Annotated in this window: 17 protein-coding genes and 2 pseudogenes; 6 read left to right on the plus strand and 13 right to left on the minus strand. The window is 40.2% G+C overall.

Translation table 11 applies throughout. The annotated features are described in order from the left end of the window. Positions 1-449: 449 nt before the first annotated feature. Entirely contained in the window at positions 450-1,307 is an 858-nt protein-coding gene (locus V7K40_RS03165) for a glycosyltransferase family 2 protein (RefSeq protein ID WP_334956630.1), read from the minus strand. 274 nt (positions 1,308-1,581) lie between these two features. After that, positions 1,582-1,912 (minus strand): annotated as a pseudogene (locus V7K40_RS03170) (3-ketoacyl-ACP reductase); the annotation flags it as partial. Between the two features lie 704 nt (positions 1,913-2,616). Between V7K40_RS03170 and V7K40_RS03175 the strand changes: the two are divergent. Beyond that, positions 2,617-3,825, plus strand: a complete 1,209-nt coding sequence (locus tag V7K40_RS03175) for a ScyD/ScyE family protein (protein WP_334956632.1) — start codon at positions 2,617-2,619, stop codon at positions 3,823-3,825. A gap of 155 nt (positions 3,826-3,980) precedes the next feature. On the opposite strand, the gene V7K40_RS03180 is transcribed toward V7K40_RS03175, so the two are convergent. The 4 genes and pseudogenes from V7K40_RS03180 to V7K40_RS03195 form a co-directional block, all read right to left on the minus strand. Further along, positions 3,981-4,874 carry an SDR family NAD(P)-dependent oxidoreductase gene (locus V7K40_RS03180; protein ID WP_334956634.1) on the minus strand — a complete coding sequence of 298 codons (894 nt, stop codon included), beginning with the start codon at positions 4,872-4,874 and terminating at the stop codon, positions 3,981-3,983. Between the two features lie 899 nt (positions 4,875-5,773). After that, positions 5,774-5,902, minus strand: a pseudogene (locus V7K40_RS03185) (ATP-binding cassette domain-containing protein); the annotation flags it as partial. Positions 5,903-5,940: 38 nt separating this feature from the next. Continuing rightward, positions 5,941-6,240 carry a collagen-like protein gene (locus V7K40_RS03190; RefSeq protein WP_334956636.1) on the minus strand — a complete coding sequence of 100 codons (300 nt, stop codon included), beginning with the start codon at positions 6,238-6,240 and terminating at the stop codon, positions 5,941-5,943. Between the two features lie 628 nt (positions 6,241-6,868). Then, positions 6,869-7,147, minus strand: a complete 279-nt coding sequence (locus tag V7K40_RS03195; protein WP_334956638.1) for a hypothetical protein — start codon at positions 7,145-7,147, stop codon at positions 6,869-6,871. A gap of 1,139 nt (positions 7,148-8,286) precedes the next feature. Here V7K40_RS03195 and V7K40_RS03200 point away from each other — a divergent pair. Then, positions 8,287-8,427, plus strand: coding sequence for a hypothetical protein (locus V7K40_RS03200; RefSeq protein WP_334956640.1), 141 nt, complete (start codon positions 8,287-8,289; stop codon positions 8,425-8,427). Between the two features lie 330 nt (positions 8,428-8,757). On the opposite strand, the gene V7K40_RS03205 is transcribed toward V7K40_RS03200, so the two are convergent. Further along, on the minus strand, positions 8,758-9,009 hold the full coding sequence (locus tag V7K40_RS03205) for a hypothetical protein (RefSeq protein ID WP_334956642.1): 252 nt from the start codon (positions 9,007-9,009) through the stop codon (positions 8,758-8,760). 392 nt (positions 9,010-9,401) lie between these two features. On the opposite strand from V7K40_RS03205, the gene V7K40_RS03210 reads away from it, so the two are divergent. Continuing rightward, positions 9,402-9,539: a hypothetical protein gene (locus V7K40_RS03210; protein WP_334956644.1), complete on the plus strand. Its 138-nt coding sequence runs from the start codon at positions 9,402-9,404 to the stop codon at positions 9,537-9,539. Positions 9,540-10,022: 483 nt separating this feature from the next. Here the strand turns inward: V7K40_RS03210 and V7K40_RS03215 are convergent, their stop codons facing one another. Then, positions 10,023-11,714, minus strand: a complete 1,692-nt coding sequence (locus V7K40_RS03215) for an alpha/beta hydrolase (RefSeq protein ID WP_334956646.1) — start codon at positions 11,712-11,714, stop codon at positions 10,023-10,025. A gap of 315 nt (positions 11,715-12,029) precedes the next feature. On the opposite strand from V7K40_RS03215, the gene V7K40_RS03220 reads away from it, so the two are divergent. Then, on the plus strand, positions 12,030-12,224 hold the full coding sequence (locus tag V7K40_RS03220; protein ID WP_334956648.1) for a hypothetical protein: 195 nt from the start codon (positions 12,030-12,032) through the stop codon (positions 12,222-12,224). Positions 12,225-12,245: 21 nt separating this feature from the next. Here the strand turns inward: V7K40_RS03220 and V7K40_RS03225 are convergent, their stop codons facing one another. The 5 genes from V7K40_RS03225 to sat all read right to left on the minus strand — a co-directional run bounded on the left by V7K40_RS03225 (position 12,246) and on the right by sat (position 19,391). Then, on the minus strand, positions 12,246-13,160 hold the full coding sequence (locus V7K40_RS03225; RefSeq protein WP_334956650.1) for an ion channel: 915 nt from the start codon (positions 13,158-13,160) through the stop codon (positions 12,246-12,248). 163 nt (positions 13,161-13,323) lie between these two features. Next, positions 13,324-14,205, minus strand: coding sequence for a DUF2382 domain-containing protein (locus tag V7K40_RS03230; RefSeq protein ID WP_334956652.1), 882 nt, complete (start codon positions 14,203-14,205; stop codon positions 13,324-13,326). 171 nt (positions 14,206-14,376) lie between these two features. Continuing rightward, a complete protein-coding gene (locus tag V7K40_RS03235; RefSeq protein WP_334956654.1) occupies positions 14,377-15,273 on the minus strand; it encodes a DUF2382 domain-containing protein in 897 nt (298 codons plus the stop codon). Between the two features lie 563 nt (positions 15,274-15,836). Next, the gene (locus tag V7K40_RS03240; RefSeq protein ID WP_334956656.1) at positions 15,837-17,963 is read right to left on the minus strand and encodes a caspase family protein; all 2,127 of its coding nucleotides are present in this window, start codon (positions 17,961-17,963) and stop codon (positions 15,837-15,839) included. Positions 17,964-18,212: 249 nt separating this feature from the next. Then, the gene (sat, locus tag V7K40_RS03245; protein ID WP_334956658.1) at positions 18,213-19,391 is read right to left on the minus strand and encodes a sulfate adenylyltransferase; all 1,179 of its coding nucleotides are present in this window, start codon (positions 19,389-19,391) and stop codon (positions 18,213-18,215) included. Positions 19,392-19,609: 218 nt separating this feature from the next. Here sat and V7K40_RS03250 point away from each other — a divergent pair, with 218 nt between their 5' ends. Continuing rightward, a complete protein-coding gene (locus V7K40_RS03250) occupies positions 19,610-20,059 on the plus strand; it encodes a hypothetical protein (RefSeq protein WP_334956660.1) in 450 nt (149 codons plus the stop codon). A gap of 111 nt (positions 20,060-20,170) precedes the next feature. Then, a partial coding sequence (locus V7K40_RS03255; RefSeq protein ID WP_334956662.1) for a tetratricopeptide repeat protein occupies positions 20,171-22,260 on the plus strand: 2,090 nt, incomplete at its 3' end.

Consider the following 22,260-nt stretch of genomic DNA (forward strand, 5'->3'; position numbering starts at 1 on the left):
TAAAAGTCATTGTTCCAGATTGTGTTTTAGAACGCCCAGGCACAAGTGAAGCACAAGTCCGCAAACGCCGCCTGAAAGCTTACCCCTTGATGGCAAAATCCTGCATCAATTACATAAGCTGCAAACTGCTTAAACCACAAGTGTTTCTGCTTTTATTAGTGCTATTCGGACTAGATCCCCTGAGGTGCATCCCAGTTTTTATTTTGTCATCAGAGAATAACTTGTCATTGTGAACGCAAAAGCGTCTCGTAGAGAGGAGGAAAGACGAACGCAAGAGCGTGTCGCAGACAAGCAATCCCACAATCTCTCACTAAGCACCAGTTGATGGGATTGCCACGCTCCACTTCGTTGCGCTCACAATGACAGGCAAAAAAGTGCGATGCTCCCGATCCCCTGTTAGCCAAAGTAGTCACAAATTCTAATCTTGAATTTTATTGCAATCCTTTTTATCAGGTTCGACTATATTTAGCTAATCTCTGCCTAATCGATTCAGGTAATCGTTCTGGATGCTTATAAAAATAAAAAATTTTTAATAAAATAAAATTCATGTTTCGAGCTAACCAAATCTGCCATTGCTCCATTAAGGATAGTGTTTTAATATAATCATTAAATAACTGTTTAATTCGCACTATACTGGTTCCTCTTGCAGAATCATCAAATGTTTTTGTTCCTGGATAATATCTATAGTTACCCCAAGTCTCATTGAAATACTTAACATGAGATGAACAAACCGCTTTCAAGAGGAAATCTATATCCATTACATAATGATCTTCTACTTTATAGAGTCCGATTTGCTGATGCAATGATTTATGATAAAAGTAAGCAGAGGGATTTACTGGAAAAGAAGCATCGATAATTCCATCATCATTAACTCGTCTTTCTAACAAAAAATCAATCGTGCGTAATCGGTTAGGTTTATTAATATAAATTAGTTTATCTTTCTGATTCAGAATATTACAGTTGCCAACAATCAAGGTTGGATTTGGTAAAGTTTGAAAAATTTCACAAATGCGATTAAGAATATTTATTTCATAAAAATCATCAACATTTAAAACACCAATAATCTGTCCTTGTGCCATAGCAATTCCTTTATTCATAGCATCAGATTGTCCTCGATCCTTTTCACTAATCCAGCGGATGTGGGGATATTGATTGGCTTTATCCTTAATAATGTCTACTGTTTTGTCACTTGAACCTCCATCTACAATGATATGCTCCACTTCTAAACAGTTTTGGTCAATAACAACTTGAAGACAAGATTCTATAAATCTCTCCCCATTATAAACTGGTGTAATTATACTAATCATTAACAACTACCTCTTGTGAGTATTCCAAACACAAAATAAATCAAACAATTGATATCTAATAATAAAGTTCCCCATTGGCACAAGTTTCTAACATAATACGGTTCAGTGTAAGTAAGTTGGTGCTAATATTTAAGGTTTTGTTAAGAAATTTAAATCGTTGGTGCGTTGTCGCGCAGTGCAACGCACCATCAACGATTCAAGGTGTGTTAAGATAAAGGCAATTAACCGCAGAAGCCTCAAAAAATTTAGAAATTACGCGCAGACACGCAAAAAATCATGTTCTTGACAAGAACAAATCACCGAAACGATGGATTCTTGTCAAAAAACTAGTTTTTGACTCGGCTGTTGTTTTCTTGGTGCTGGCGGAGTTGCTATTCGTAAAATTAGCTCTAGCAACCAAGGAGCAAGGCGTTGACACCATACGGCTAAATGATACCATCCGACTAAAATTTCTACTGAATTATTTTGTATTGCAGTGACGAGTGCTTTAGCCACTTGCTGGGGAGTCATGGGGATCACCCAGCGAAATAATTTTAAGTCGCGCACCATGTCTGTGTCTGTCAGGGAAAACAGTAATGCAATCCTCAGATATTGTGTTCAGCTATAGCAATCCTAAATCATTCGTGAAAAGTTAGATCCCCGACAACTTTTACAAAGTTGGGGATCTGGACACCGCGAATTTGAACGAAATCAGATAGGACTGCTATAGCTCTTGGCGCAAAGCTTGGGTAAATCCTAAGATGGCAAACTTGGTAGCTGAGTAAGTCAATCGCCTCAACTTGCTGAAAATTGAGTTTTCCCTGAAGGGTGGGATCAGATTTTTCCAGACGCTGGAGTTCATTAAGTAGATACTTATCTGTACGTCCCTACAGCCGATTCATGTGTTGCAAAGATTTTTGGAAATGGTATGATACAACTCAAAATTAAGAAATTCAGATTTAATCTGGGTTTCTGGGTTTGAATCTGCTACCCTATTTTAGAGAATTGGTATAAGTTTTAACCAATTAAAAAATTATCAAACTTCTCTAATTAGCCAATTTTACAACAAATAGACTTGTCCAGAATTTTATAACTCAGTCTGTACAAAGGTTTTAAAGGTTGACTATATGTCTTCATTCAATGTAGCAATAAGGGTTTGGCATAGTTGATGATAGTTTAGAGAGAAAAAATATGATTTTTAAATTTTGAGCGGCAACATGATTTATTATGCTGTACAATCCGCAGAAACTATATACGGTAAATATTAGTATTTATAAAGATAAAATTTTATATTCTATCTTTACGCAAATTTAATTTTAGGACATGTCTAATGAAACTAAAGCAATTTGGGATTACATTTTTGAGTGTTTGTATTGCTGCTTTTTCGGGAATGAAAGCAGCAGAGGCGGCGTCGTTTTCGGTAATTGCCGATCGTCTTAATAGTCCACGGGGTCTAACTTTTGGCCCTGACGGGAGTCTCTACGTCACAGAGGCAGGAACGGGCGGAAGTGGAGCTTGTGTTCCTTCACCGAGTGCCCAAGGCGAATCTTTATGTTATGGCACAACTGGTGCAGTGACAAAAATTGGAAATGGTACGCAAGAACGTGTACTTACAGGACTTCCTTCTTTAGCATTACCAGATGGTACTGATACTGCTGGGCCTCATGATATAAAATTTGATGCCAGTGGCAAGCCTTATATTGCAGTTGGGTATGCTTCTGATCCCACATTTCGCGCCACATTAGGTAACACTGACTTAGGAAAAATCATCACTGCTAATTTCAATACAAATTCCTGGACTAGTGTTGCTGATTTAGCTAATTATGAACTTGCAAATAATCCTGACCAAGGCGATCTAATTAGCAATCCCTTCTCTCTTCTTTTAGATGGAAATAATATTATTGCAGTTGATACTGGTGCTAATGAGTTACTCAGTGTAGGGACTGATGGGAGTAATTTAAAGGCGATCGCCACAATTCCTCGGCAGACATTAACTAATCCAATTTTTCCCTCTGGTGCATCGTCATCACCATTTGAAATCCAAGCAGTACCGACAAATATCGCCAAAGGCCCAGATGGCGCTTATTATATTAGCCAATTAACTGGTTTTCCTTTTCCCGAAGGTAAAGCAAAAATCTACCGAGTTGGTTCTGATGGTCAACCAACAGTCTATACCGATGGCTTTACCCAACTTACTGACTTAACTTTTGATCCTGAGGGTAATTTGTATGCTTTGCAGTACGCTAATCAGTCACTTTGGAAAGGTAATGTAGATGGTTCTTTGATTAAAATAGCGACCGATGGAACTCGCACAACTATTCTTAGTGGCAATGGACTAGAGTCTCCTACTGCTTTGACTATTGGTGCTGATGGTGCTATTTATGTGACAAATCGAGGCGATAGCCCTGGACTTGGACAAGTTCTCAAAATTGAGAATCCCAAGTCTGTTCCTGAATCTAGTTCTACTTTCAGCTTATTAGCGCTTCTTGGCACTGTGAGTGTTACTTTGTTGCACAAGGGTAAAGCCAAACGACTTTAGGGGCTTCCAAAAAATAAATTATTCCCTAAATAATACGAGTTGGTGGAGAAGATTTTGATATTCCTGTCCATCTGGGACAGGAACTCTCAGAAGTGTTACTTAATCGCCAGTGGCTCAAAAATCAGCGGTTGGTGGTAGATATACCATCCAAGGTGTTAACGCTGGGATAAATAGTTATAGTGACTTGACCTGACATTGAGTTTTCTGGACAGTAACAAATCGCCAAAACGCTGGATCTTAACCAAAAAACTCAGTTTTTCATGAGGCTGTTGTCTTCTTGGGGCTGGCGGAGTTGCTATTCGTAAAATTAGCTCTAGCAACCAAGGAGTAAGGCGTTGACACAATACAGCTAAATGACTTTGCCATCCGACTAAAATTTCTGGTGCATCCCTTTGCATTCCGGTGATCAGTGCTTTAGCCACTTGCTGCGTAGTCATGGGGATCACCCAGCGAAATAATTTTAAGTCGCGCACCATGTCTGTGTCTGTGAGGGAAGGTAGTAATGCAATCACTCGGATATTGTGTTCAGCTAGTTCCTGGCGCAAGGCTTGGGTAAATCCCAAGATGGCAAACTTGGTAGCTGAGTAAGTCGCCATTGTCGGTGCTGCTACTTTCCCCATCAGACTCGATACATTGACAATTGTCCCTTGCCTTTGGCTGGCCATGCGTCTAGCGATCAGACTAGTGAGGTTGTACATTCCTAACAAGTTCACAGAGAGTTCTTCTTGAACTTGGGGCATTTTAGATTGCAAAAACGAACTTTGGTATGCGACTCCTGCACAATTAACCAGCAGGTGAATCTGTCCGTAATTGCGCCACAGTTGAGCAACAGCGATATTTACTTCAATTGTCTGCGTCAAATCTAATGCCACGATCGCAGCTTCTGTACCCATCGCCTCGATTTCGTTGGCTATCTCGACTAACTTTTGGCGATCGCGTGCTACCAATATCAGCCGCTTAATGCCTTGTTGTGCTAGTTCGAGAGCGATCGCTCGTCCAATACCACGGGAAGCCCCTGTAATTAGAGCTACTTTACCTTGAATATCCATTGGTTTTATCCTCCAAAATTTAAGTCTTACCAAACTCTTCGTTATTGCCGATACACACAATCAACAGCTACTCGCTTGTCGGCACAAGGTAAGACAAATAATCAATCGCAATTGAAATCAAATTCAAACGAAGCCTTTAGCAACGAGATATTTCTTGGTTAATCTGCAATCCCTCATAATTGTCTATACGAGGCAGAAATTTCTCGTTTTTAACCCGTCAAAGCCTAAAATACTTGGCTGAATGCATGTAGCTCATAGATTTTACTTCTCCTAGATCCGAGCGCTCATCAGCATCGTTGTCATACACACGTTAGCAATTAAATCAAGGTATTGCAATATTCTTTAATCAGGATTTCTTAATACTTGTTAACAAAAGCATATATATGCAAAAGATTTTATTAAATAAGTTTTTATGAATACCTCAGTACAAATATCTCAATTTCCTGACAATTAGCTCTGATTTGGTGAAATTGTTATACCTAACTCATAACTTAGAAACAAAAAAGACATATAGCCTTTTTATTTCTAGTTGCAACACTTATGTTTTTGGGCTATTTTGCAGATTAATATCAGTATATTTACTTATTTATGTAAAATAAAGGTTTCGGATTTTTATTTTTTAAAAGAATAGAATAGAGTTAAATTATTGTCTTTAATGCAAATTACAACGGCATGTTTATCTACCAAAACTTTAGGACAAATGGTAATTTGTTTGGCTTTAGCTTTGAGTTTATCAAAGAAATGCTTGAGACTCGCCTGGTGTATGGCAAACTTAAATCATTCATGAACAACAAGATCCCCGACTTCTTTAAGAAGTCGCGGATCAAAGGCTTTCAATCTTCACAAATCAAATAAGATTGCTTTAGTTAAAACTATGAGTAAAAGACCAATTTTATTTTTACTGGATAGAGTCCAGCAGTTGATTCATCTAAAATCAGCAGTGGTGGATAGTTAACGATAGCTCTTGCTATAGCCAGTCTTTGGCGTTGTCCACCATAAATATTTGACCCAAATTCACTTAATACAGTGCGTGGTTAAAATTTTGACAAACAGTTTTGTTGTACTATCATTCCCATATACTTTCTAGTCGGGAGAATAGCTTTTCTAAAAGTTTTTTTCTAGTTTTAATTCGTTTGGGTCTCTTTACATTTCGTCCAGATACTGCGTTTTGTGTAAATACTCCGTTTTGTCCAGGCGCTCCGTCTTGTCCAGGCGCTCCGTCTTGTCCAGGTGCTCCGTTTTGTCCAGGTGCTCCGTTTTGTCCAGGTGCTCCATTCGTTATAACCGTACTCTCACCACCAGACAAGTTTGCTTCTTCGGTTTCATTTAGTGAGATAAACATTGGGGATGTTTGAGTGCTTTCCATACTTAACCTAAGTTGCCAATTATAAGTTTTGAACTTTTGACAAGACTGTTTTCACTTAAGATAACCAGAGCAAGAGAGTACTAAAATGGTTATATATATTTATATCTCAACAGATAAAATATCGGAAATTTTGGTATGTTTACCTTACTTACTCCAAACTAATAGACAGGCTTGCTTATTCGTTTGGAGTAAGTAAAGTAAAAAGAGTTTCGTTATCCACAAAGTTATTAGATTGTGATGAATATGGTCGATTTAGGAAGTAGCAGCGCTTATTTCCCTACTGGACTACTCACAGGTGAACAGTATGTTTAGAGAAAAGCGCTGCTGAAGCTTATCAACGGTTGCTGGTGAGCAACGTCAATGTTAAGTTTGTTGAAGAAAAGTAGATAGGTAACAAAAAGGTATGATTAACTAATCAATAACTAACTAATGGCTTGGTAGGTCAATTAGTAATTGAGTCACGTCCAAAAGTAACTTAATCTGTGGCAACAGGATAAATTCTTTTAAACCTGACGCTTTATTTATTTAAAAGTGCGGTTAATCGCGTCGTTAAAGGCTCGGTTAATCGACTTTTAACGTTTCTTGTTTCCCTTCTACTAAACCTTATAGTTTTGCTTATACTGATGAATTATACTACTAGACCGAAGTTGCCATCTCCACCTTTTCCACCAGTTCTACCAGCTCCACCATTTCCACCAGTTCCACCATTTGCATTAATATTGTTTCCAACTACAGGTGCAAAAGCTTTCTTATTGCCGCCGATAAGAATGACACCACCATCGGCACTGCCACCGGGACCACCGTTACCACCGGGACCACCACTACCGACTATATTTAATACTTTTTTGCCACCAGACAAATTAGCTTCTTCGTTAGTGCTTAATGTTGTAAACAGTGTGCTTTCCATGATTTTAGTTCTCGCTTGATTATTGGGATTAAAGTCACGTCATTCCAAAGTCATAGATATAAACTTAAAAAAGTATATTTAGTAACTTTTTCCTGCCGTTAAAAGTATTATTACCCCTCTTGCGAAATAGGTCAAGCAATTAAATATTTAAGAAATGTGTATTACACTAGTTAACAAAGAAGTTACATAGTTACTATTTATACATATTTGATTAAAAATAAATTTTTATTTATCAAAAAATCGCATGGGTCAATATATATATATTGATATAAATATGGCAATCTAAAAGCTAAATTTTGTCGAAAAATGTATAAGCTTATCACGTATTAATACTGGTAAAATAACCAAAATACCTATAATTTCAAGATACATTGAGCAAACCAAATAAGACTTTTTATACTGATTGTACTTGAATAACTTTCTAAAACTCAAAACTGGAATTTGGCATTTTTGAATAAGTATTTTTCCGTAAAAATATTTTTATACAATTATTTTATACATCAATAACGTGAATATATATAATTTCTTTTAATATGAAAACGTTTAATTTTGCTGAATTATTGATAATTTGGAAAAAAGCTTTATTGATTACACAAATTTTTTATAAATAAATAAAGAAAGGATAAAATTTTAGATAGAAATTATAAAGATTTGGTGTTCTTACTAAAATGCGCTAATTGTTATTTAGACTTAACTGTATATAAGCTTGATATTTATATAGTAAATACATAAATAGTAGGCACGAATTAACCTAACTATATAACAAAATGTGAATCTATCAAAGTCCTTGTGATTGCGTTGTTGCACTCTGTTTCACTCGCAATGACATACTTATAAATTTTCCCACCCACCTACTTACAAGCAAGGCACTTATCAGTCACAAGCATCAAGGTGAAAGAAAATCAGATTGTGAAAAAGGGAGATGCGATCGCACTGATCGACAACTCCCAATTGCAAAGTAAAAAAATATCCGGCAGAATTAGTTACAACGAGCGCAAATCGATACACAACTCAAAGCGCTAAAAATTCAAATTACTACTGAGTCCAATGCAATGCGACAGGCGATCGCATCTGCAAAAGCAGACCTGAGTCGCAACCAAAGAGACTAGCCAGACAGGGGAATTACAACTTAGACAGAAGTGCAAGAAGCAGAAGCCGCTGCTGAATTAGCTAGGGAGAAAATGAACCGATATCAGCAGATGGAAAATACGGGAGCGATCGCTATTCTCCAAATTAAGGATAAAGACCTGAGTTCGACGACTTATGTAATAACCGCCTAATTAGCGTAAATATTGAAATCTCTAAGAGGTTTTACTACACAAAACCGTCCCTCTCCGATTCAAAGCTACGGTGTACACACAAGTCGAAAAAAGCTCGATTTTCCATTGTTCTCTCGTTTCCATGCTCTGCACGGGAATGGCTGATTAGAGGCTTTGCCTCCAGTTAAATATTGAGTCAGAATTGAGTCACAGATTCAATGAATGCATTCCCATGCTCATCATGGTAACGAGGAAAAACTTTATTTCTTTAAAGGTGCGGTTAATCGTCTTTTGACGTTTATTATTTCCCTTTTACTAAACTTCATAGGTTTATCTATAGTGATGAATTTTCTATCTCTTAACAATTCCAACATTTCCACCACCTCCACCATTTCCACCACCTCCACCATTTCCACCATTTGTAGTTCCTCCATTAATAGAGCTATTATTAATACTGTCGGCGATTACGATAACAATGCTACCAAAAGCGTTGCCACCTCTACCGCCTCTGCCGCCTTTGCCGCCTTTGCCGCCATTGGCTTTACCACCAGACAAGTTAGCTTCTTCGTTGGTGCTTAATGCAGTAAACAATGTGCTTTGCATAATTTTAGTTCTCGCTTGATTGTTGGGATTTAAGTCACGTCATACTTAAAGTAACAAATAGACAAAAAGTCTATTTGTTACTTTTTTGTGTCAATAAAAGTATTATTAGGGTTCTTGTTAAAAAAATCAAGCAAGTTGTTGTTTGAGAAAATTATAAATATTTACTCTTGTCTAAAATGGGATAATTTCTATATTAAAATTAGCTGGGTATAACCTTGATAGTTACATATTTAAGACATCTATTATAGAACCATGAAAGTATTATTATGGTTCTTGCTAACAAAAATCAAGCAAGTTGTTGTTTGAGAAAATTATAAATATTTACTCTTGTCTAAAATGGGATAATTGCTATATTAAACCTAGCTGGATATAACCTTGATAGTTACATATTAATGCGACAGGCGATCGCATCCACCAAAGCAGATATGAGTCGCAACCAAAGAGACTATCGAGACAGGAGAATTACAACTCTGATAGAAGTGCAAGAAGCAGAAGCCGCTGCTGAATTAGCTAGAGAGGAGATGAACTGATATCAGCAGCTAGGAAATACGGGGGCGATCGCCATTCTCCAAATTAAGGAAAAATAACAAGCTTTTAAAGCTGCTGTTGCTAGACTTATCATTTCCAAAAAAGAAATCGTACTGAGATTTATTCTGAGAAAAGTAAGGCTGGTAACAGATTTGTAGCTTCCTGTATTCCACGCCATTGAGAACCATTATAAGTAGATGAACAAAAATATAGCGCTTCTCATTTGGATGCAATACACTCTGACCTCACTTCCATTCCTCTCTCCTTTTAGGAGAAAGGCTTTGAGGCCTACTCCCCAACGCTACAAGGGTTGGGGCTGTTCTTGTTAGGTCTGTATTCCATTCAATTGAGAACCGCTATATTTCCTGTGATTGCGAGCGTTGGCGAATCCAAGAGCGTCTTTAAGAGTTGCGCGGTAGTGTTGCGTAGCAAAGAGACGCTAACTCGTAATGACATTGTGTAATTAATTTTGTCCGACTACCTAACTAAGGGTGGGTAGGGGTAGGTTGAGGATTTGATGGTTTGGCTGATTGGGCAGTTGGCCCCTTCCAAATTTGATTTAACTGATCTGCCGACAAGGACTGTAAAATACTGAGATTCAGAGGCTCTTTACTAATAAATGTGGCGTAGGATGGCTGCAAATAGGATCGGTATTCAGGACGATTGAGGAGATGGGTTTCCATAAAAGCTACACTCAAGGCATCGAGATAGGAATAAACAGCAACGCGATCGGGGCCCAGTAAGGTAGACGGTACAGGTAACACATCATCTTTAGAAGCTCCGATCGCCGAAAAGTGGGTGGCGTTTTCAATCAAAGCCAGGTACTTATTGGAATCAGAAAGCCAGGTAAAGGGGCGAATTTGCTCAAATACAGGTGGGGCGAAAATATCTTGACTACCTGCTACCAGCATTACCGGAATTTTAATTTGACTGACTCCACCCTCACCCAAAATTGAGCTGTCAAAGGGATTAATTGCCATGACAACTTTGATGCGATCGTCTTTGAGTTCGTAATTTATTGGTGGTAACTTAGTTGCTTGACACTGCAAAAAGAGCGACAAATTAAGGGATGAATTATTGGGATTACAGTCTAGCTTTAGTTGCCTAAAGTTAATATTTGCTCCTGCTAGAGTCAAAACAGTATAACCACCAAAGGACTGACCGATCGCCCCAATTTGCTGAAAATTGAGTTTTCCCTGGAGAGTAGGATCAGATTTGTCTAGACGCTGGAGTTCATTGAGTAGATATTTGATATCCAAAGGTCGGTTAATAAATTCTGCTGCGTCTGGCGGCCCTGCCAAACCCGCGAAGTATAGCTGAAAGCGTTTGGCATTACTACCAGGGTGTTCCAGTACAGCAACGGCAAAACCATAGGATGCTAGATGTTCAGCCAGATAAACAAAAGTAAAGCGGTCTGAGGCCAGGCCATGAGAAATTACAATCAGGGGAAAGGGAGGCGAGGGCAGTTCTTTAGTGCTTGGTGAACCTGCTTTTGGCAGATAGATATCCACGGGTAGACGGCGATTGCGAGAAATGTCATTTAGCTCTAGGCTTTTTTTCTGCCAACGGTATTTTCCAGGCGATCGCAAATCTGGCTGTTTTGAGAAGTCAATTGTTGAATTGGCTGCTTCAGCGATCGCTTCTTTTTGAAGAGAGGCAAAAACTTCATCCTTTTTTTTGATCAATTGTGACAAGTCATCGACTATCCTTAACCCCTCTGAAAAATTCACCCGGATAGTATTGCTAGGAAATTTCCGCAGCAAATTCACAACTGTTAAGCCCTCTTTATCAGCAGCAGACAAAATCAGAGAGGCACGTATGGCATAAAAGCCATTCTGTCGAGACTCAGTGAGGAGTAATTTTCCCAGTTGTTGAACTAGCTGCTCGCCTATCGGTGAGTAGGTAACTTGAGATACTAATGTCGGAGTGACATTGAACCTTTGCTGAAGTAAATCCCGCAGTTGAGCGAGTTGTTGGGGAGTAGCACGGTTAGCATAAAATGAAAAATCTTGATCGATTTTGCCAACTTTCGCAAAAGTTTCCAGCGAGTCCACGGACAAGTAAAATTCCCCGAAGGGAGGATAAAAAAAGCTAATGCGTTCAGCCCCCAATCCGGGAGTAGCAGTCAAAAACGTAGATAGCAAACCGAAACCCAGGTATTTGAAAAATTTTTTCATTAGAAAAACCCACTGTCTAACTCTGCCAAACTTGTTTGGGCAGGGAGGAAAGCGGGGCGGGATCTATAACCGCTTTCCTGTTTACTTGGTTTAGATATATCAAACAGGCTACAAGCACAAGAAAGCAAGTACTTACTAACTATAGTTTCACACATACGCTTTAAACCGGCACTGAATTAAATTTCGGGGTGCTAGGGGTGCACAGCTAGTTTGCTTATTTATTATCCTGAGTTATCAAAACACATGGGTGGCAAATTTTTCAGCTAAATAGCACCAGTAGGGCGATAATAGATATAGAGATCAAAATAATTTTATATGTCCTTCTCCTGCTGCGCCTGTTGTGTTGTCGTCCTTAATCAACAACAGAAGCAAAATATCTCTCACAAAAACCAGTACCAGGATGTACCAGTTAACCACAGCAAGAGCGTGGTTAAAAGTTGCACTGTAATTGAAAATGGTCGGGTTGTCGTTAAAGCTTTACAACCACCACTCAATCAGACTTTGGAGTAAATTTCAGCAATTTAACCCCCTTCACTCTAAAGGTAAAACATCGTGGAAGCGGTTGTAATCAATGTAGCGATGTCCATCGGGTGTGTGGTGGAAGATATCGACAAATTGATTGTTCCACAAAATCTCATTAGCACCATAGCTATAACGCGCATTAACCACTTGTGCAACTGTTTCATCAATGCCACTCAAAGAGATGATCAGCGTAGTATTTGTCTGGGTTAACGATTCTGGTGTCATCCCATATAGAGGACTAAACTCATCAATGACATGCATCACTGACCAGCTTAACGTAAAGCTAGGTGTTTGGTTCCTCAGCAGTTTGAGATCGTAGAACCGACGCATGAACTGCCCTTCTATGGTTACTTCGTCCCGCATTAAGTAGACTCGCATCTGCGCCTCCAAAATTGTATTGCGACGCTTATTAGCGGTGCGAAATATCAGAGTTGGCATGGCATCATGAGGTGTAATTACAGCAACACGGCTAAAAAGCACACGGGCTGTGGGTCGGGAGAACCGAGCAAACGCTAGTCCTGTCATCACAGCAATTCCCACCAAACCGATCATTGCTTCAATCGTGACAATAATGTTGGCGTAAGTTGTTTTAGGATACATTGCCCCATAGCCGATGGATGCTAGGGTTTGCACACTAAAGAAAAACACATCTAAAAAAGAGCCAGGTCGGGCGTTGGCAATACAATCTCCTCCTATCAAGTAAGCTAAGGCAAATAGAGTATTAATAGTTAGATAAAAAGTACAAATTAGGATCAGAAAGCCAATCCAGGGAATCGTTAGCAGCAGATGGTAGGGATCGCGCCAGTAGGAATACCATGCACCCATACCCATAATCTCAAATTTTCCATCTTGAACTTGAATCTGAATAGGTGGAATCAGACGCTCTCGTTTCTTCCGTGAAAGTCTCTTCAGTCGAAATTTCATTGCAAGTGGTCAAAAGAACGGCAACTGCTTAGTATTGTAAATTAAGTTGCTTTGGAGACATTCCACTTACCCGAAAGAGAACAGAAATTTCAACTTTCTTTTCTTAAATTAGCAAAAAAATAGGGTGTGCAATGCCCACCCTACTAATTGATCTTCTAAAAACTTATTTTTCTGGCTTTATTGATTGACTTTTAGAACAGCGGTCAAACCACTCCTGGTATTTTTTCTGGTGTGACTCATCTTCAACAGCAATGGTCACTCGCACCAGCTTGCATCCATGATTTTGCTCTAGTGCGATCGCATTCAACAATAAGCTAGCAGTTTTAGGCGAAGTAAATTCACCGCTTATCGTTAAAGCGCCGTCAAAATGTGTAACTTCAGGTCTTTCTACTTGGGTCAAGTCAATACCATCAATTTCCTCTTGTCCTAAATCAATTTCTGCGAGTTGTTTGTGTTCTGAGCTAATTTGTTCCACAATCAGCTTTTCACGCCGGACAGGAACTTGCACCATCCGGGTTTCAATTACTTTGCGAACAATTACCTCACCAATTTTCCGCTTGCTGCTTTCAACAACTAGTCGTTCTTCTAATAGACGAATAATCTGTTCTTCACTAGCCTCTTCTGAATTTGTTGCCTCAACTGGGCTATTTGTAATTCGATTATTGGCTAGTTGCTCAGTTGAGTTACTATCGCCTGGTGCTTCTGTTTCTAAATATTCAGGCATATACTCGATTTCTGATTTGTTTAAGTCTATGAAAACAGATTTAGTCGGCTTGTCGATTTTTTTGATTCTCTGGCTCTGCAATCGAAATAAAGAAGGACGTTTATCGGCTAATTGCTGATTATATTCTCCAGTTTGTTGATTTGCCTGGTTAGATATAACTAAGTTTAGCCGACGATTAGCATCCACAATTAAATCATGAACTACTCCTACTAGCTGACCTTGCTTATCGATGACAGTAAAATTATTTACCTTATTTTTCAAATCTGCTAGTGAGGTGCTAGTGCGAGAGTTCGAGTTTGCCTGTCCAATGTTTTTGGTCATCGGTTGGCTATTCATATGCAAAGTTTATGAACTACTTTTTACTTAGCTAAATTAAATGTAGTGCTCATTCTGAACCTATTATAAGCACAGGTAAAGCTAATTTTACAGCCCCACCTGCACTGTGGCAAATTAATTATTAGTCATTAGCTAGTAACTAATGACTATATTTAGTTAGCGTTCTTCAATCGGAAGATTACCAGAATTCACATCTAACTCTTCACGACGCACGGTTTCTTGAGTTTCAACTGTCTCTTGATCTACCACTTTTCTAACTCTGACTTCTTCACGCAAAAATGCTTCTTTGCGAACATCAGGAGTTTCTTCGTGAATTTCAATCCGAGCAACTTCGCCTTCACGGAAATCTGCTTCCCGCCCAGAAACGGCAGTACCTGCATCTACTGGAGTTACGCGCTCAATCACAACTCGCTCTTTTTCTATCGGGATTGCAATCCGTGCAGTATCAGTCTCAACATGCTTACCAATCGATACTTCTCCAGTTTTTTGGCGTCGTTTACTGGCAATCAGCCGTTCTTCGTACAATCTCAGAGTTTGATTCTCTTGCTCATTTAACCCAAATAAAGAAGGGTCACGTTCGTAAGTATAGTCATCACGGGCGTAAGTAGGTGTAGGCGTCGGTGTCGATGTCGGTGTATCCAATGGTGCTAAAGCGTCTACAGGTGTTGAAGCCTCTACAGGAGGGGTGTAGTCTGTGGGTTGGCGATATACCCCACGCACCCGTTCTTCATAGTCATAATCAAGGGTTTGGCGTTCATTGAACTCAGGTAAACTTTCTGCTTGCTCTCTAGTCAAGCCAATTGTATAAACGCGATCAACGTTATAGTCGATCCGAGCACGACCAATTGGTAGTAACACTTTTTTACCAAAAATCCAAAAGCCTAAGTCAACGACTAAATAGCGGAAATGACCTTCCTCGTCCACTAAAACATCGGTAACACTACCAATTTTTTCATCACTTCCTTGTGTATAAACCCCAAGCCCCTTAATATCCTGACCTTCAAAGGCATCCCGATAGTTAGGCTCAAAATCTTCTAATTTGTAAAGAACCATTATATTTTACCTCAAAAATTTCCTTGCCATATCCTAGTAAATAAAGTAGACATTTAACTACTTATTTACCTCCGTCTAGCGAATGAATTATTTAAAAATTTTAATAATCAAAAGTTATAGATATTTGATGATGGCAGATAAACCATGTAAATACACAAAAGCATAACGGTATGAAGTGCAATTTTGCATCTCTATATTAATACAGTTCAGTTAAAAATAATTGTAGGTTAGGTTGAACGAAGTGAAACCTAAAAAATGTCTGTTTAGGTTAGGTTTTATTCCTCAAACGCCACTTGCAAGGCTTGTCGGGAAACTGCAAAGGTGCAGTGGCTCACCAACCTACGCAATATATTTTATGTGGCTATAATTCAAGCGTATTGATTTGTACATTGTTTATCAAAAGGTAAATTTTTCAAAGTACTAAGATACCCAACTTCTTAGAGGTTGTTTGAAAAGTCTAATTTATTACTTATACCAATTCTATGTAATGTTGGACTCTATCATATCGTTGCAATTTTCTAAGTGAATTTTTATATATACAACTAAGTTAATGAATTCTATGTTTACACAACCTGAAAACTAAAGCTAAAACTTGCCCAATTATTTACAGCCAAGATATATGAGTCGGCTGTTGTGCCATTCATCTCCGTTTTGAGGGCGCTGGCATTATGTAAGTCTTGTAGCAAGGCTTGTGCAACGTCTAATGGATTCAACAATGGGCCAATCGGTTGTTCTTCATCTGGGGAATATTTAGTAGTGTTCAAGGCGGCGAGAGTTGCACTAAAGGGGGCAGTACTAAAAATCAATTGTTGTTCGCACTCAGAAGCTAGTCCTGAAATCACCCATTCGGAAGCAGCATCAGTTTGGGGTAGGGTAATGGTTTCACCTGGGGCGATGACGACTTGTTTGAGGAGGGGTTTGGTGTCCGCTGTGTTTGGTTCTTGGGGGTTCCAAGAGTAGAAGGTAATTGCTGTATGATTATTGTTTAATCCCAGCAAGATTAAATATACCGAGCGATCGCTCTGGTTTTCCACTCGATATTGCATTCGACTACCAACTGGCACAACGGGAGTGGGGAGTGATTTTTTAATCGAATCAGTTTTGAAAGTTCGTGCTGTTTGGCGCTGCATGACGACGCGAGGCGATATCTCACTAATCATTTCTAAGGTTGCCTTCAGAGCCAAGCCGGAAGAACCTTGATTTTCTGTAAGTCGCCATAACTTGGCTGCAAGCAAGATTGATAATTTTGGCGCTAACTTTTGTACTGTTAACTTTACTGCTTCTCCTACTTCCCCAGTGGTATTGGGAATTAGCTCGCCACCAAGAGAAAATAGACCATAATGACTGGGCATTTCCTGTTGCTTGGCAAATAGACAATCAGCGGGTTTTTCTCCTGCTACTACAGTGGATACATGGGAAAATCCAGCAAAGGCACTTGTAGCGTCTACCCGCTCAATTCTTTCCAATCCAGTATCCAAAGCTATTGTTAAATTAATATTTCGGGGTAAAACCCGGACTGCTTCTTGGACGAGTTGCCCGACTTGGAGGGAATTTGCACCTTCAATTTTAGAAATTTGGGCTTTTGCAGTTAACCCAGTCCGCGATCGCAATACTAATTGCTCTGTTGTTGCTAAGGTTAATCGAGAATTCACTCCATAGTATGGCAGCACTTGTGGAGGTAATCCTGCTAACCACAGATGCACGGTTTTGCCGTCTTCTTCAATGGCACTCACCACGCCTTGGGCACCGATGATACCGTCTGCAAGTAGCTGATTTTTTACCTCATTTGGCAGTAAAGACGTTACATCTGGATTTTTCTGATTACTTAATAACGCTGGTTGCTGTTTGCTACCTAATTTGGATAGAGAATTTTCTACATGAGAGAGGGCGACTTGAATTGTGGTGGCTGGGGTGAATTCCCACAAATACTGCGTTAAGGCGTAGGTAAATAACCCGGCACTAAAACCAGGAAAAAGTCCTTCTCTCGCTGGCTGCTTTGGTTCTGAGGTAGCTGCTAAAACAATCGGAGTGCTGGGTAATTTTTGAATTTTAAGTTGTTTGAGAAAGTCGAGTTCCTCTGCTGCTAGCTTTGCTACTGTCTCTTGAAGGGCACGAATTTTTAATCCTAAAACTGTGCTAGGAGCATAATAGCTAGTATCCAATACTGCTGTTACTCGGTCTGTGGGGAGCGATCGCAATAATAGTAATAGAGTTTCTTCTAATATATAGTTGACTATTTTCTCATCTTGTGATTTCCGACTCACATTAGCTGCCACCAGAGCATTTTGCATTGGATCTGGCGATGTTTCCAATTTGACACGGCTGCCATAGCCGCTAAAGTGAAATACGACCACATCACTGGGTTTAGCTTGCTTGCCCAGGTGATCCAAAAAAGCCGCCTCAATGAATTCCCTGCTAGCTTCTTCCTCAGTTAAGGTTAAAATATCTGACCCTTGGAAGCCAAAGCGGTGAATCAAAAGTTCTTTTTGTAGTTCTACATCCGTCAGACAACCACTGAGGTCTGGAATTTTGGGGTATTGATTAATACCTATTAACAAAGCCAACTTGCGCGGGCTGGGTTCTGCCAAAGCCTGATAATAGCGATTTCCCAAAGTCAACCACTCAGCTTCAGTCAGCCCCAATACCGCGAGTATTGAGCCAATTCTGTGTAAAAACGTGCGCCGTTCCATAATTAGCTATCAGCCCTCAGCCCATTAGCTAGCAGCTTACAGGGCTGAACTCTGTATTGTAAAGTTAGAGTTTATGCTGTTTGCTTCTTCACCAAATAATTGTTAATTCACAATTCATAATTGATGGTAATAAAGTAACTAACTTGAGTTAGGAAAAGATAAAAACAAATTCCTGACTCAAGAAAAGCGGATTCATCAGTGGGGTCTTAATTACAAATTACGAATTACGAATTATTTTGACTATCCACCTTAAGCCGATACTTGTATCCGCATTGCCCGCGCCAACTCTGCCGCCACCTCAGGACGAGAAAATTCTGGTGGAGGTAACTCACCGCGCCGCAGCATTTCCCGGACTTTTGTCCCCGATAGGTGAATGCGTTCTTCTGGCCTGCTGGGACTGGTTTTAGATGTTGCCATCTGCTTAGTGCGCGTGCAGTAAAAAGCGTGTTCAAATTTCATCGGCACAATGCCCAATTCACTGGGCGCAAATTCTTCAAAGATATACTGAGCATCATAAGTGCCGTAATAGTCACCGACACCAGCATGATCCCGTCCGACGATAAAGTGAGTACAGCCGTAGTTTTTGCGGACTAAAGCATGGAATATTGCCTCACGAGGCCCAGCATAGCGCATTGCTGCCGGATTAATTGCCAAAGTTACCCGGTCTAAGGGGTAGTAATGTTCTAGCAAAATTTCATAGCAGCGCATCCGCACGTCAGCGGCAATATCATCTTCTTTTGTCGCCCCGACTAATGGGTGCAAAAATAGACCATCAACGATTTCTAAGGCGCACTTTTGAATATATTCATGGGCGCGGTGGATGGGGTTGCGAGTTTGAAAGCCGACGATGGTTTTCCAACCCTTGTCTTGAAATAGTTGCCGTGAGGCAGCTGGATCGATTTGGTAAGTGGGAAACTGGAGATGAGGTTGACGCTCTAACAACCAAATATCACCCGCCAGATTTACAGTACCTTGATTATAGAGTACTTGCACGCCCGGATGATTGACATCATTAGTACGGTAGACTTTTATTGCTTCGCGGATTTTATCGTAGTGATATTTTTGGGTGAGTTGCAAAACTCCGATAAATTCGCCTATCGAGTTATCTAAACGGATTAAGCCGCCTTCTGGCAATGGGGAAGCGACTTCTTCGCTTACCGATAGTGTAATCGGGATTGACCACACAAGACCGTTAGCTAATCGCATTTCTGTCACAGTGCGATCGTAGTCTTCCTGGTTCATAAAACCCGTTAGCGGACTAAAAGCACCGATCGCAATCATTTCTAGATCGGAAACAGCGCGATCGTCAAGTTGCACTCGCGGCAAAAAGTCAGCTTTTGAGAGAAACTCTGCTCTTTGTTCTGGTGTGGCGATACGGTTAACCAACTGTCCACCGTGGGGGGCTATGGCATCTGGATTTTGACTCAACGTAATCCCCTCTTTGTATTAACTGTTATTGTTTCAGATTATGTACTAACTTATCAAATGCTGGTACTGAGAGATAAATAGTTTGGGCAATGGTCTGTAGTTATTCTCCTTGTCTTTATCGTTTGTGTTAAAAAGTTTGGGGAATTTAGATACTTAAAACTGTAATCAAACTTAGAACGAAATATAAAATATAGCTATTGTCTGAGGATTTACCAGATATGGTTGGCCTTATAACTTTAACAGCGGCGCAAGCGATCGCAAATGTTGCCTTTAGCAAGTTCTTTGAGTCGAGTGTGGGTAAGTTAGGCGAGAAGTTTACTGAGGCGGGACTGAAGAAGATTGACGAATTGTATCAGACGATTCGGAGAAAACTCAGTGCTAATCCTGATGCTAATCATGCTTTAGCTGATGTTGAACAAGGTAATCAAGAAGCGTTACAGCGAGTAGCGGTTTATCTTTTGGATGTAATGAACGCTGACGGTAACTTTGCCACCGATGTCCAAAAAATTGCTGATGAAATCAATATTCATCGCCTGGAAGATAACAGCAGCCAGAATCAGTACAACTATGGTGGACAGAATTATCAAACTAAAACGGGTGAGAACAATACTAATCAATTTGGCAATAGTACAACTAATAACTACTATAACAATTCATCACCGTCTTGACTGGAGTCGTCCGTAGAGCAACGGATAAATTCAAATGCAAACAGTCCGATTATTAACTCACTGCGTCCAGAAACTAGCTATTGGCAAGGACGGAATCATGAACTTGACCAAATGCAGCAATGGTTACATTCAGCTAATCTGCGTCTAATTGGTGTGACGGCTACGGGTGGTTATGGAAAGTCGGCGTTGGTTGCTAAATTATCTCAAACAGTAGCAGCGAGTTTTCCCCAACAGGTTTGGGCAACTTTTAGTGATGCCTATCCTTTTGCTGTGTGGGGACGCTGGCTGTTGGATAAGTTGGAGAAACCAGCGCCGGAAAAACCAGAAGATTTATTAATTGCGGTTTGTGATTGTTTGCAAACAGAACGATATTTGCTGGTGTTGGATAACCTGGAAACTTTGCTGCAAGATGATGGACAATGGCAGGATCAGGCTTATTCTGATTTTTTAAGGCGTTGGTTCGGTTCTAGCAGTGAAAGTAAGATTTTGGTGACAAGCCGCGAACAACCGACGCTACCAAGCAATACCCTAAACCAAAGTGAATGGTTACGACTGGATGGACTTTCCACAGATGCAGGGGTGGCGTTGTTGCAAGCTTTGGAAATTCCAGGTTCAGATGCAAATTTAGCAGAATTTGTCAAGCGTGTAGATGGACATCCTTTGTTGCTGAAGCTGGTGGCGGGGTTGCTGAAAGCTGAGGAGGGAGAAGAGGCGAATATTAGTGTTTTGAAACAGGATATTTTCCAGATATTAGGTTTGCACCGAGATGACCCAGAGGCGAGTATTGCTAAAATTTTAGATGCCAGTATTCAGCGTCTAGAACCCAGGTTACAAACTCTGTTGCGGGATTTAAGCGTGTATCGCTTACCCTTTGACTGTTCAGCAGCACTGGCGATGTCTTTACAGGATTTGGAAAACCTCTCTCCAAACCTCTCTCCTAAGAGGAGAGAAGCTTTGAATTCTCCCCCAACGCTAGTAGGGAAGGGGGCTGGGGGGTTAGTCGCCTCTTCTTTTCCAGATGAGGTGAAGAGTCAGGTAGAAGTAGAACTGCGACAACTAGCAAAACGTTCTCTGTTACAAGAGAAGAAACAGCAAGGGGTGTGGAAGTTTTATTTTCAACCGTTAATTCAAACCTATTTACAAAACTTTTCTTCACCAAAAGCGCATCGTTGCGCCATCGCCTATTACGAACAACACCGGAAACCGGAACTTTTATCCACAGATAAACTGGATGAGGTGGCGGAATATCTAGAAATTTTTCATCATCACTGTGAACTTGGGGAATATGTTCAAGCTTTTTCTAGCGTTTATTATCGTGCAAACAATCATGATAACTGCGACGAATTTTTAAGAAAAAATTACTACTATCCAGCCCGTCTGACATTATATGAGCGTTTATATCAAGAGTGGAAACAGCCAGAAAATTCAGATGAATTAAAATTTTACAGTGATTTACTCAAGGTGTACGGCGATGTTTTGCAGTTCCTTGACCGACGTGAGGAAGCATTACAACGCTACGATACCGCATTGTCATTTTACCGCGACACTGGTTCTCGCTTGGGGGAAGCTAATACATTAATAGCTATTGGCGATGTTTTGCAGTTCCTTGACCGACGTGAGGAAGCATTACAACGCTACGATACCGCATTGTCATTTTACCGCGACATCGGCGATCGCTTGGGGGAAGCTTATACATTAAAAGCTATTGGCGATGTTTTGCAGTTCCTTGACCGACGTGAGGAAGCATTACAACGCTACGATACCACATTGTCATTTTACCGCGACATCGGCGATCGCTTGGGGGAAGCTAATACATTAAAAGCTATTGGCGATGTTTTGCAGTTCCTCAAACGTAGTGAGGAAGCTTTACAACGCTACGATACCGCATTGTCATTTTACCGCGACATCGGCGATCGCTTGGGGGAAGCTAATACATTAATAGCTATTGGCGATGTTTTGCAGTTCCTTGACCGACGTGAGGAAGCATTACAACGCTACGATACCGCATTGTCATTTTACCGCGACACTGGTTCTCGCTTGGGGGAAGCTTATACATTAAAAGCTATTGGCGATGTTTTGCAGTTCCTTGACCGACGTGAGGAAGCTTTACAACGCTACGATACCGCATTGTCATTTTACCGCGACACTGGTTCTCGCTTGGGGGAAGCTTATACATTAAAAGCTATTGGCGATGTTTTGCA

The organism is Nostoc sp. (assembly GCF_036917195.1).
Taxonomy (GTDB): Bacteria; Cyanobacteriota; Cyanobacteriia; order Cyanobacteriales; family Nostocaceae; genus Nostoc.